Source organism: Flavobacterium sp., from assembly GCF_024305175.1.
Classification (GTDB): Bacteria; Bacteroidota; Bacteroidia; order Flavobacteriales; family Flavobacteriaceae; genus Flavobacterium.
In genome coordinates, this window is record NZ_JAMWYY010000005.1 from 37,826 (window position 1) to 50,321 (window position 12,496).

General features: G+C 41.3%; 11 protein-coding genes. 6 read left to right on the forward strand and 5 right to left on the reverse strand.

All coding sequences use genetic code 11. The features are described from left to right. The first annotated feature begins 34 nt into the window (after positions 1–34). From Q0K96_RS02225 to Q0K96_RS02240, 4 genes are all read left to right on the forward strand, one after another. Positions 35–787 (forward strand): glucose 1-dehydrogenase, encoded by a 753-nt coding sequence (locus Q0K96_RS02225; protein ID WP_297332380.1) that lies wholly within the window; start codon positions 35–37, stop codon positions 785–787. 142 nt (positions 788–929) lie between these two features. Continuing rightward, positions 930–3,149, forward strand: coding sequence for a RelA/SpoT family protein (locus Q0K96_RS02230; RefSeq protein ID WP_297332381.1), 2,220 nt, complete (start codon positions 930–932; stop codon positions 3,147–3,149). Between the two features lie 57 nt (positions 3,150–3,206). Beyond that, the gene (locus Q0K96_RS02235) at positions 3,207–3,662 is read left to right on the forward strand and encodes a transcriptional repressor (protein ID WP_223054572.1); all 456 of its coding nucleotides are present in this window, start codon (positions 3,207–3,209) and stop codon (positions 3,660–3,662) included. A gap of 103 nt (positions 3,663–3,765) precedes the next feature. Continuing rightward, a complete protein-coding gene (locus Q0K96_RS02240) occupies positions 3,766–5,037 on the forward strand; it encodes an adenylosuccinate synthase (protein WP_297332382.1) in 1,272 nt (423 codons plus the stop codon). Positions 5,038–5,100: 63 nt separating this feature from the next. Here Q0K96_RS02240 and Q0K96_RS02245 read toward each other — a convergent pair whose 3' ends face one another. From Q0K96_RS02245 to Q0K96_RS02265, 5 genes are all read right to left on the reverse strand, one after another. After that, positions 5,101–5,655, reverse strand: a complete 555-nt coding sequence (locus Q0K96_RS02245) for an inclusion body family protein (RefSeq protein ID WP_297332383.1) — start codon at positions 5,653–5,655, stop codon at positions 5,101–5,103. A 72-nt stretch (positions 5,656–5,727) separates the two neighbouring features. Continuing rightward, entirely contained in the window at positions 5,728–6,207 is a 480-nt protein-coding gene (locus Q0K96_RS02250) for a hypothetical protein (protein ID WP_297332384.1), read from the reverse strand. A gap of 255 nt (positions 6,208–6,462) precedes the next feature. Next, on the reverse strand, positions 6,463–7,206 hold the full coding sequence (locus Q0K96_RS02255; RefSeq protein WP_297332385.1) for a response regulator transcription factor: 744 nt from the start codon (positions 7,204–7,206) through the stop codon (positions 6,463–6,465). Beyond that, entirely contained in the window at positions 7,199–8,938 is a 1,740-nt protein-coding gene (locus Q0K96_RS02260) for an ATP-binding protein (protein ID WP_297332386.1), read from the reverse strand. The genes Q0K96_RS02255 and Q0K96_RS02260 overlap by 8 nt, the downstream gene beginning before the upstream one ends. Before the next feature lie 32 nt (positions 8,939–8,970). Continuing rightward, complete coding sequence (locus Q0K96_RS02265) at positions 8,971–9,417, reverse strand: hypothetical protein (RefSeq protein WP_297332387.1); 447 nt, start codon at positions 9,415–9,417, stop codon at positions 8,971–8,973. A gap of 194 nt (positions 9,418–9,611) precedes the next feature. On the opposite strand from Q0K96_RS02265, the gene Q0K96_RS02270 reads away from it, so the two are divergent. Beyond that, positions 9,612–11,285: an OstA-like protein gene (locus tag Q0K96_RS02270; RefSeq protein WP_297332388.1), complete on the forward strand. Its 1,674-nt coding sequence runs from the start codon at positions 9,612–9,614 to the stop codon at positions 11,283–11,285. Positions 11,286–11,301: 16 nt separating this feature from the next. After that, a complete protein-coding gene (locus tag Q0K96_RS02275; protein WP_297332389.1) occupies positions 11,302–12,489 on the forward strand; it encodes an aspartate aminotransferase family protein in 1,188 nt (395 codons plus the stop codon). Positions 12,490–12,496 lie beyond the last annotated feature (7 nt).

Consider the following 12,496-nt stretch of genomic DNA (forward strand, 5'->3'; position numbering starts at 1 on the left):
AATTAAAAACATCTAAAAATTTAAATATATAAATATGAATTCAAATCTAAAAGGTAAAGTGGCGGTGGTAACCGGCGCTTCTAAAGGAATAGGTGTTGCAATAGCAAAAAAACTTGCTGCGCATGGTGCTACTGTGGCTGTAAATTATGCCTCTGATAAGGCAGGAGCCGAAAAAACAGTAAGGGATATACAAGCCGACGGCGGAACCGCAATTGCAGTGCAGGGAAGCGTGGCTAACGCAGAAGACGTGGTGCGCCTATTCAGCGAAACAGCAAATGCATTCGGCAAAATCGATATACTGGTAAATAATGCCGGTGTATATGGTTTCCAGATGCTTGAAGAAATTACTATAGACGAATACAACAGGCAGTTTGGTATTAATGTGCTCGGCCCGATACTTACTGCTAAGGAAGCCTTAAAATATTTCCCGGCAGAGGGTGGCAGTATCATTAATATTAGTTCTGTAATTGCCGTTAGCCCGAGCGCCGGCACAGCCGTATATTCGGCTACAAAAGGCGCATTAGATACACTTACGCGCGGCCTTGCGGCAGAACTTGCTCCAAAAAACATTCGTGTAAATACGGTATCGCCCGGGCTTACCCGTACCGAAGGAGGAGACGCTGCGGGTATTAAAGGCAGCGATATGGAGAAAAATATTGTTGCTGCCACACCACTGGGCCGCGTGGGATATCCTGAAGATATTGCCGGGGCGGTGGCGTTCCTTGCAAGCGATGATGCTGCATGGATAACCGGTGAAAGGATTAATGCTGCAGGCGGGTTACGTTAATGTTTAATTTTTTGTGGGTTTACTAAAGGCGGGAGCATAAAGCTTCCGCCTTTTTTTGTTTGTCATTGGAGTTAATATTGGCTTTCTGCATATTGTTAATAACAAATCTTTTCTGTAACTTTAGGCTATACTAAACAGTTGTATGACAGAGATAGATCTTGAGCAGGAAAACAAGGCAATAGCCAAAGAATATAAGGAGTTACTCCGCATCAGTTACCAGACACTTACCGAAGAAGACAAAAAGCTGATACGAAAAGCTTTTGATGTTGCTGTTGATGCACATAAAGAACAACGGAGAAAATCGGGAGAAGCCTACATCTTCCACCCTATTGCCGTCGCAAAAATCGTAGCCTCAGAAATTGGCCTGGGTGCAACGTCTATCGCTTCGGCGCTTTTGCATGACGTAGTTGAAGATACCGAGCTAACGGTTGAGGATATAGAAAATATGTTTAACCCTAAAATAGCCCAGATTGTAGAGGGGTTAACCAAAATAGCACAGGTAAAAACAGACCAGGAGATATCCATGCAGGCGGAGAATTTCCGCAAGATGCTGCTTACACTTAATGATGATGTAAGGGTTATACTTATCAAGATTGCCGACAGGCTGCACAACATGCAGACGATGGACTCTATGGCTGATTATAAGCAGGCCAAAATAGCATCTGAAACGTTATACATATATGCACCACTTGCGCACAGGCTGGGGCTTTACAACATAAAAAACCAGCTTGAGGACTTAGGGCTTAAATATACCGAGCCTGATGTTTACCATGGCATAGTAAGCAAAATTAAAGAAAGTAAAGAAGAGCAGGATGCCTATATAAAATCCATATCGGACGTACTACAGAAATCGCTGGATGCCGAAGGGATAGAATATACTATTAAAGGCAGGCCGAAATCTATCTATTCCATACGCCGCAAAATGCTGAACCAGGGTGTAAGCTTTGAAGAGGTGTATGATAAGTTTGCACTGCGCATCATCTATAAAGCAAACCAGAATGACGAGAAATTCCTGGCCTGGAAAATATATTCTATTGTAACCGACCATTACCGCCCAAGCCCGAGCAGGCTGCGCGACTGGATATCTTCGCCAAAATCTACAGGATATGAGGCGCTGCACATTACCGTAATGGGCCCTAAAGGGCGTTGGGTAGAAATACAGGTGCGCAGTGAAAGGATGGACGAGGTAGCCGAAAAAGGCTATGCAGCGCACTATAAATACAAACAGGGAAGCAGCGAAGAGCATGGGCTTGAAACATGGCTTAACCTGCTTAAAGAAGCATTAGAGAATACATCGGGCAATGCGGTAGATTTTGTAGAAGACTTTAAGCTGAACCTGTACAGCAAAGAAATTTATGTTTTTACCCCTAAAGGTGAGATAAAATCGTTGCCCAAAGGTGCCACCTCTTTAGATTTTGCTTTTAGCATACACTCAGAAATTGGGGTGCATACACGCGGTACACGTGTAAACGGAAAGCTGGTACCGCTTAACCATGTGCTTAACAGCGGCGACCAGGTAGAGGTTATAACCTCGGCCAACCAAAAACCAAACTCGCACTGGCTCGACTATGTAACTACATCCCGTGCGCGCAACAAAATAAAGAATGTCCTTAACGAAAACACCAAAAAAATAGCCGAAGAAGGTAAAGAACTGCTTACCCGTAAGCTACGTCATTTAAAGGTTACGCTAAACGAATCTACCGTTAATGAGCTTGTAAGCTACTTTAAGCTAAAAACAAGCCTCGACCTGTTTTACCGCGTTGGCGTTGGCACTATAGATAACCAGCAGCTTAAGGATTTTGCGGCTATGAAGGGCAACACACTAATGAACTTCTTTAAAAACCGTATCAAGCGTTCGCCGCAGGTTTCACAGGAACAAATTCATAAAGATGAGATAAGCCGAAATTATGACCTGCTTGTTTTCGGTAAGAATGAAGATAAGCTCGATTATAAACTGGCTAACTGCTGTAACCCTATACCGGGTGATGATGTGTTTGGTTTTATTACTATAAATGAAGGTATTAAAGTCCATAAAAAAGATTGTCCTAATGCGATAAGGCTGCAAAGCAATTATGCCTATCGCATAATACCTGCCAAATGGATCGACTCATCTCAGGAAGAATTTAAGGCTACCCTTAAAATTACGGGTATGGATACATTGGGGCTTACTAATGAGCTTACCAAGGTAATAAGTAACAATATGAATGTAAACATACAAAGCATAAGCCTTAACGGTAATGCAGGGGTTTTTAACGGGCAGGTAACGGTAGTGGTGCAAAACAACACCATCCTGAAAAAACTTATCGACAACATTAAAAAGATAGACGGGATAGATAAAGTAACACGGATAGCGAATGCGTAACTAAAACTTTATGTTCAGGAAAAAATAGATTATCTTTGCATTTTGACAGACAGGCAAATGGATAATAATAAAAATCAGGATATTGTAAAAAATGTCTTCACCAAATTTCTGGAAGACAAGGGCCACAGGAAAACTCCTGAACGCTATGCCATACTCCAGGAAATATATAACAGCCAGGAACATTTTGATATTGAGTCGCTCTATATAAAGATGAAGAACAAGAACTATCGTGTTAGCCGTGCCACGCTGTATAACACAATAGAGCTGCTGCTGGATTGCGGCCTGGTGCGCCGCCACCAGTTCGGGCAAAACCAGTCGCATTATGAAAAATCATATTTCGACAAGCAGCACGACCATATCATTATGACCGATACCGGCGAGGTGATAGAGTTTTGCGACCCGCGTATACAGTCCATTAAAAAGACGATAGAAGAAATATTCGGTATAGAGATACACAACCACTCACTATACCTGTACGGGCAGAAGAAACAACAGCCTGCACCCGAAAATTAAAATATAGCTGATTGCAGCAACACCAAACCAACCCTAAACAAGGATTGGTTTTTGTTTTTAAGGAATTATATAAACTACATAACACAAAACAACAATACAACAAATGACAGTAGATTTGCTGCTTGGCTTACAGTGGGGCGACGAAGGAAAAGGAAAGATCGTTGACGTACTTACATCTAAATATGATATCATTGCCCGTTTTCAGGGTGGGCCCAACGCCGGGCACACTTTAGAGTTTGACGGTATTAAGCATGTGCTGCGCACAGTACCTTCGGGCATATTCCATAAAAATTCGGTAAATATTATTGGCAACGGCGTGGTGATGGACCCTGTGGTTTTTCAGAAAGAACTGGAGGGCCTCGAAAAATTTAATATTGATGTTAAAACAAGGCTGCTGATATCGCGCAAGGCACACCTTATACTGCCTACACACCGCCTTTTGGATGCAGCATCTGAAGCGAGCAAAGGCAAAGCTAAAATAGGCTCTACATTAAAAGGGATTGGCCCGACTTATATGGATAAAACCGGCAGAAACGGTATCCGTGTGGGCGATATTGAAATGGACGATTTTAAAGAGCGTTACCGTGCTCTTGCAGATAAGCACCAGGCAATGATCGACTTTTATAATGTGGACCTGCAATATGACCTTAAAGAGCTTGAAGAGGAGTTTTTTACAGCCGTTGAGGTTTTAAAGGAACTTACTTTTATAGACAGTGAAGAATACCTTAACAAAGCCATGAAAGAAGGCAAATCTATACTTGCAGAGGGCGCACAGGGCTCATTGCTGGATATAGATTTTGGTACGTACCCCTTTGTAACCTCATCTAACACTACTGCGGCAGGAGCCTGTACAGGTTTGGGTATTGCACCAAACAGGGTAAAAGAGGTTTTTGGTATATTTAAGGCTTATACTACCCGTGTGGGCAGTGGCCCCTTCCCTACCGAACTTTTTGACGAAGTTGGGGCAACTATGGCTAAAGTGGGTAATGAGTTTGGCTCTGTTACGGGCAGGGCAAGGCGCTGCGGCTGGTTAGACCTTGTTGCGCTTAAATATGCCGTTCAGGTTAATGGTGTTACACAGCTTTATATGATGAAGGGCGATGTACTGTCAGGATTTGAAACACTTAAGGTTTGTACAGCTTATGAGTATAAGGGAGAAAAGATAAACCACCTGCCTTATAACATAGAACCTGAAAATGTTACCCCTGTATATGTAGAGAAAAAAGGTTGGGAAGCCGACCTTACCGGTATGAGTACTTATGACGAACTACCGCAGGAACTTAAAGAATATATTGAGTTTATTGAGAAAGAACTGGAAGTGCCTATTAAAGTAATATCTGTAGGGCCGGACAGGAAACAGACAATAATGAAATAGTAAAAAGCCGCACATTAAAGTGCGGCTTTTTTGTTAAACAGGTTTAGTTTAGGTTAGTTACTGTTATGAAACAGTTATGGTAGGATCCCAGTAAAAGTATCCGTAAAGTTGCTGCGTTTCACCGTCAGCGGCAAGCGTGTAAAGGCCAAAAAGCACATAAAAGTTTTCTGTACCCTGCTTGCTTACCCTTGAGTCAAGCGAAATAAAACTGGCTGGGCCTGTTAATGCAGGCAACCCGTTTGCAGTACCGGTATTAGGAAACACTACATTTGTGCGAGAAACGGTATCTACCTGAAAGTTATTAAACACCTGGTCGCCGTTCCAGTACTTAAGGCCATATATTATTACCGCATCATCAGCATTGGCATAAATAGACTGCCCGAATACAGAAAGATAATCGCCCGGGTTGGCTTTAAAGTTCAGGTCAGCAGTACCCTGCCCGCTGATTACACCGCGTGTACCGGTGCATATCATAAACTGGCTGTTATGGTCTATTCCGGTAGGATTGTTAGGATCCTGGCTTGGGCTTGGGTAATTAGCCTTTACATATTCTGTATCTATCACAATCAGCAAGTTCATTGACTGTGCCGATACTTCTAAGTTATTTTTTTTAAACATGATAAGTAATTTTTTAGTTTAACGTTATTAAAGTTTATTAAGCTTCCCCTACAGCAGCAGGGGAAATATTTTTTAGTGATTACAGTTACAGCTATTCATAGCACCACTGGCATGCAGCGCAAGTAATGCAGCGAACTGGTTGTCGTCAAGCTTGCTGGCATGCAAAGCATCTGCCGCAAACGGTAGTGGTATATCAAAGTGGTGTGACAGGCCAACACATTTCCAGCCCAAGAAAGGCACATCTACACATATTTGCCCGCTAAGATCAAAGCTTACTGTATTATTAGCCTCTGTAAGGTTAGCGATGGCGATAACCAGTTTAACCCTTGGTATTGGCTGCCAGGTAAAGCTGGTATTGGTATCAAACTGGAAACTTTTTGTCCAGTTGCCAAACGGCGTGTTAAATGTAATGGTTAGTGTAACAATACCTCCCTGTGCGCTTGCACCTATACAGGCGCTGCATCCTAATACTGAAGGTGTACACCACTGTGCTGCAGTTGCATAATCAAAATCGTTGTAAACTGCTCCGTTTTCTACTTTTAAAGCTTTCATAAATTGTAATTTTTATAGTTGTTACCTACTCTGTTTTTAAGATGGATTTTCGGTTTCCTCCGTTTTTAAATAATTGGTTTAACAGGTTAAAATGGCCATTTTTACTGCTTTATTGATGTAAATTTATACTTCAAAAAAGCCATATAGTAGAAAAATGCCACGAAGCAGCAATACCTTGTCATGAAACCGATATTTACAGGCATAAAAAAAGCCACCTGTTAATAAAGGCAGCTTTTTGTATGGGCTAAAGTCAGGTTATTTAAAGATAATGGTGTCTTTAAGAAAGTCCTTATACTTATCGCTGAGTATAACTTTATACCCTCCCTGCATTAGTATAAGATTGTCTGAAGGCATTATTTCTAAAGCGTGACTGATATTGATAATAAAATTCCTGTGGGTTTTAAAAAACACCGCAGGATTTAAATATTCAGCTATGCGGTTTAATGACATCATTACCACAAATTTTTCCTGCTGTGTAATCACATTACAGTACCGCTCTTCTACTTCTATATATACAATATCTGCTATTGCTACTTTTTTAAGCGACTTATTTTTCTTTATAAACAAATACTCCTGGCTTACCGTTGTATTTGTTTCTTCTTCAGTAACCTCATGTTGGCCGTAAAATTTTTCGATTGCCATTTCTATGGCGTACAGTACTTCAAGTTCATTAAAGGGTTTCAGCAGAAAACTAAACGGGTGGGTTAGCTTTGCCCTTTCAAATATTTGCCTGTCATTAGAACTTGTTAAAAAAATAAAGGGTTTTACGGCTCCCGGCACAGCACTGATGGCTTCGGCAAATGTGATGCCCTCGGGGTTGCCATTAAGGAATATATCTACAATAGCAATATCAGGCTCAACTGAATAATATAAAGCTAATGCATCTTTAAACGAGGCAGCAACACCTACAACCTCAAAGTTGTCAGCTTGCAATACAGCCAAAAGCTTTTCACTTTCGGCAGGTGTATCTTCTATTATTAAAACTTTAAGTTTATCCATTTTTTTGTGGCTTTTGTAAAGTGATAATCATGGCAGTACCCTTTCCCGGTTCGCTTTCTATAGCTAAAGCCGCGTTGTTTTTAAGCAGTATTGATTTACATAACTGAAGCCCGAGACCGGCTCCTGTGCCGTTCTTTTTATTAATAAGCACATCCGATTCTTTTAATACTTCTTCTATAACCTCAGCAGTCATGCCTTTACCAGTATCCGTTATCCTAAGCTTTACTTTATTATCTTTTTTAACCTCTGAATCTATTTTTATAAATCCTCCGGCAACAGTGTATTTAATGGCGTTATCCAGTATGTTCCGCAATACCAGCTTCAGGCTCTCGCAGTCTGCAAACACAACAGCCCTTGCAGGCACATCAATAGTAAAATGTATGTCTTTGGCATGCATAATCGCAGTATAGTTATAAGCCACCTGCTCTACCAGTAGCAGCAGTCGCAAAGCTTCTATATTAAAATAAGACTGCTTTGTTTGCAGCAATGCCCAGTTAAGCAGGTTATCCAGTAAATTATATGTGCTGTTGGCTATTTCGCTGCTGTTATGTAGCTGCTTATCAAGCGCTTCATATTCTTTTTTCTCATAATGCCTCAGCAAAGAGGCATTACTGCTTTTTAAAGCGCTTACAGAGGTGCGCAGGTCATGGCTTACTATAGAAAAAAGCCTGTCTTTGGCAGCATTAAGATCATTTAGTTTTGCCTTTTGCGCTTCTATTATCCGGTTAATTTTTATTTTTTGCCTGTAAAAGTAAATAAGCACTGCAACCAGTACCAATAATATACCCGATGTATAAACAAGCCTGTCGCGCTCTGCCTTCTTAACTTTGTTTTCGCTTATAAGCTGGTTTACCTCTTTTTGCTTTTGGGCAACGGCAAACCTTTTCTCAAGGCCTGCAAGCTCCCATACTTTATTGCGGTTGTTTAAAGAATCACGCCATGCTTCATACTCTTTACGGTATATAATAGCCTGATTATAGTTTTCACGGTTCTCTTCCACCACTGCCATATTAAGGGCAGCGTTTTGCTTAAGTGCAAAATCATTTACCTTTTTAGAAAGCTCATAGGCTTTTATAAAATTGGGTATGGCTTTATCATCCTGATACTGTTCATAATATAATGTGGCAATATCCATATAAGAGCCAATAAGCGCAAGAGTGTCTTTTGCCTGCTCCTGCATTTTAAATCCTTTAAAAAGGCATTGTTCCGCCTCGTTAAACCTGCCCAGGTGCAGGTAGCAAAGCCCCAGGTTGTGCAGCACGCTGCTCACTTTAAAACCAAGTGCAGGGGCATCTTGCAGTGCTTCAATTTCCTGAAAATAAGGTATAGCAAGGTTAAACTTGTTCTGCTCCAGCAGTATTTCGCCTATAGAGAGCCGTACTTTATAATAAAAATCAAATTCTTTGCTAATAGCATTATACTCTTTTAACGCCTCATCTAAAAGCCCTTTCCTTGCAAAAGCCGTAGCACGAAAGTAACAGGAATAATCTTTAACTTCTTTATTGTTGTCTTTTTCAAGCTGCCGCATGGAATAGACCATAACAGAATCCCATTCTTTCGCAAGGAAAAAAGTATGGGCTTTATAAAAGTCAGGCTGTTGTTTATGCTGTATGCCCTTTTCCTTTATTGTTTTATTAAGCAGTGATATAGTTGTATCTGCCTGCGAAAAAGCCAAAACAGGCAGGCAAAATGTTATATACAATAAGTATATCCTTAATGGTATTTTATACATTGTGCCTGCTGTTTATTTTAAAAAAGCTTAACTTAATTACGCTGTACATTGGTTACAGTACCCCGCGATGCCTTAGGGTCGGTATCCCATAAAAAAGTTTCAATTTCATTAATTTTATTCACCTCTATACCGTGTATAGCAGCAGGATCTAGTGAGAAGTTTACCTGATAAGCATTAAATTCTGTTGCCATTGTTCGTTTATGATCATAGCACACATAAAACTTTACAGGCGGCTCACCTTCTACATAGGGCTGGCATTCCTGAAAGACTTCAAAAGAAGGAGAAACAATAGCTGCATCAAGAAACACTACCGCACTTATTCTCATTTCATCAGATTCAGTAAAATAGGTTGCTTCTACAAGCGGAGAAAGCGGGATGTCGGGGCATTTGTTCTCAAAATTTATTTTACCGGCAGGTCTTACCGATATAATAGTAATTTTTTGCCCCGGAGGGTTAACAGTGTAAGGTGTTGTCATCATAATTAGTCATATTAAGTAATTGTTTATATTTTTTTGGATGTATAAATATAAAGACTTTTTTAGGAATAATTAACGATTACCTTATCATACTTGAATATCTGAAGAAGCAGATAATAATATATTTATACACAACGTTACAGATTGAACCCCTTTTTAGCTGATTTTACGTAAATTTGCACTAAATTTTTTAGAATTTGAAAAAGCACTTATTATACACAGCTTTACTGTTCTTAGCCTGCTTTTGCGCGACTGCCCAAAATGATAAGAAAATAAAGCTGGTAAAAAATGAATACCTGAATGCCGACGAGAATGAAGTGCCGGGTGCCGTGGTATTTATCGGCAATGTGCAGTTTGAGCATAATGGTGCTAACATATACTGCAATAAAGCCTACCTGTTTGAACAGGAAAACTACGCCAAGTTATTCGGTAATGTACGCATAACGCAGGGCGACACCCTGCACATGAACAGCGAATATGCTGAATATAACGGCAATAAGAATTTTGCTTTTGCAAGTGGCAAAGTGGTAATGCGATCTCCTGATATGCGACTCATGACTGATACAGTATATTTTGACAGGGCAGCGCAGCAGGCTTATTACAACTCATATGGCACTATAGTAAATAACGAAAATACATTAAAGAGTAAATCAGGGCGTTATTATGTAAACCAAAAGAAATACCAGTTTCTTACTGCCGTTACACTTACCAACCCTAAGTATGTATTAAAATCTAACTACCTTGATTATTATACTAACTCCGGGCATGCCTATGTATTCGGGCCATCATCAATAACAGGGAAAACAAACTACATTTATACTGAGAACGGGTTTTATGATACCAAAAAGAATTATGCGCACCTGCTCGATAATTCATATATAAAATATGATACCCAGTATATTAAAGGCGACAGTATTTATTATGACAGGAACCGTGAGTTTTCTTCGGCTACCAATAATGTAAGTGTTACCGATACCATTAATAAATTCAACGTGCGGGGCCATTATGCCGAAGTTTATAAACAAAAAGACTCACTTTTTATAACCAAACACGCCCTGGCTGTTACGCTGGTAGAGCAGGATTCACTTTACACACACGCCAAGCGTATTGTAGTTACTGGCAAAGAAGGACAACGTATTGTGAGGGGCTATAATGATGCACGTTTTTATAAAGTGGATATGAGTGGCAAGTGTGATTCCATTCATTCAGATGAGGCTAAGGGGCTTACTCAGCTTATACGCCGCCCGGTGGTTTGGAATGGCGAGAGCCAGCTAACGGGTGATGTTATCCATCTGATATCGAATAGCCAGACCGAGCAGATAGATTCACTCAAGGTGTTAAACAATGCTTTTATAGTGCAAAAAGATACTCTGGGCACCGGGTACAACCAGGTAAAAGGGCAAAATTTATATGGCAAATTCCGTGATAACAAGCTTTATGAGGTTGACCTGATAAAGAACACCGAGAAGATTTATTACATGTATGACGACCTTGAGCTTGTGGGGATAGATAAAGGGCTTAGCAGTAAAATACACCTTAAGCTTAAAGATAACGCCATAACATCTGTACGCTCTATAAACAGGCCTGATAATACCTCATACCCTCCCGATGCGCTTCCTGAGAATGCCCGTAAGCTAAGAGGCTTTATCTGGCGCGGAGACGAACGTATAAGGAGTATTGAGGACCTCTTCCCTCCTGAAGAGCAGCAACTGCACGAGGAGATACTCAAAAAAACAAGGGCTGTTAAAAATGAAGAGGTAAAACCTATGGAAGTTTTACAGGAAACGCTGGACTACGACAAAAATAACCCTAAGCCCAAACCTTTAGAGCCGGTAGAACAGCCGGCCCCGAAACCGGAAAAGCAACAATAAGCAACCCTGAGATTATATGATCCGTGATTTTTATAAGTACCAGGCACAAACCTCTCCCCACCCGTTGGGAATGGAGGTTTCCCATGCTGATGGTTCTTACATTTATGATACAGCCAATAACGCCTACCTCGATTTTGTGGCAGGTGTATCGGCAGCAAGTCTGGGCCACAGGCACCCGCGCGTAAACCAGGCTATAATTAACCAGTTAGATAAATACAGCCATGTAATGGTATATGGCGAATATGCACAGCACCCGGCTACCGAGTTTTGCAGGCTGCTGGCGCAGCACATGCCGCCGCAGTTAAGCAAAACCTACCTTACCAACTCAGGTACCGAGGCTACAGAGGGCGCATTAAAACTGGCACGCCGTGTTACAGGCCGCAGCCAGCTTATCTCCTGCTATAATGCTTATCATGGCAATACTATGGGTAGTATGAGCGTAATGGGTTTTGAAGAGCGCAAACAAATTTTCAGGCCACTGGTGCCCGATGTAGATTTTATCACCTTTAACAATGAGGCCGACCTTGAAAAAATTACCGATAAAACTGCTGGTATTATATTAGAAACCATACAGGGCGGTGCAGGGTTTATAGAGCCGCATAATAACTTCCTGAAAAAAGTGCGCGAGCGCTGCAATGAAACAGGGACAGTTATGATTCTCGACGAGATACAGCCTGGCTTTGGGCGCACAGGCAAGCTCTTTGGTTTTGAGAATTATGATGTTGTGCCCGATGTTGTGGTTATGGGCAAGGGCATGGGTGGCGGTATGCCTGTGGGCGCTTTTACCGCCTCGGCAGAAATGATGGATTTACTAAGCCACGACCCAAAACTGGGGCATATAACTACTTTTGGCGGACATCCTGTTATAGCGGCAGCGTGCCTTGCCACATTACAGGAAATTACCGAAACTGACATAATGGCGCAGGCGCTGCAAAAGGAAAAACTGTTCCGTGAGCTGCTGATGCACCCGCTGATTAAAGAAGTACGTGGGCGCGGCTTAATGCTTGCCGCAATGACGGAAAGGCCTGATATTACAGACAAGGTGATACTTAAATGCCATGAAAGGGGCTTAATATTGTTCTGGCTGCTGTTTGAAGGTTGTGCCATCCGTATTACGCCGCCGCTAACCATATCTGAAAATGAAATAAGGAAAGGGTGTGGCATTATTATTGAAGTTATGAATGAGATTCTTAATGAACAGTAAAAACACG

Coding starts and splice junctions, on each gene's coding strand:
- Q0K96_RS02225 (WP_297332380.1), top strand. CDS start 35: ATGAATTCAAATCTAAAAGGTAAAGTGGCGGTGGTAACCGGCGCTTCT.
- Q0K96_RS02230 (WP_297332381.1), top strand. CDS start 930: ATGACAGAGATAGATCTTGAGCAGGAAAACAAGGCAATAGCCAAAGAA.
- Q0K96_RS02235 (WP_223054572.1), top strand. CDS start 3,207: ATGGATAATAATAAAAATCAGGATATTGTAAAAAATGTCTTCACCAAA.
- Q0K96_RS02240 (WP_297332382.1), top strand. CDS start 3,766: ATGACAGTAGATTTGCTGCTTGGCTTACAGTGGGGCGACGAAGGAAAA.
- Q0K96_RS02245 (WP_297332383.1), bottom strand. CDS start 5,655: ATGTTTAAAAAAAATAACTTAGAAGTATCGGCACAGTCAATGAACTTG.
- Q0K96_RS02250 (WP_297332384.1), bottom strand. CDS start 6,207: ATGAAAGCTTTAAAAGTAGAAAACGGAGCAGTTTACAACGATTTTGAT.
- Q0K96_RS02255 (WP_297332385.1), bottom strand. CDS start 7,206: ATGGATAAACTTAAAGTTTTAATAATAGAAGATACACCTGCCGAAAGT.
- Q0K96_RS02260 (WP_297332386.1), bottom strand. CDS start 8,938: ATGTATAAAATACCATTAAGGATATACTTATTGTATATAACATTTTGC.
- Q0K96_RS02265 (WP_297332387.1), bottom strand. CDS start 9,417: ATGATGACAACACCTTACACTGTTAACCCTCCGGGGCAAAAAATTACT.
- Q0K96_RS02275 (WP_297332389.1), top strand. CDS start 11,302: ATGATCCGTGATTTTTATAAGTACCAGGCACAAACCTCTCCCCACCCG.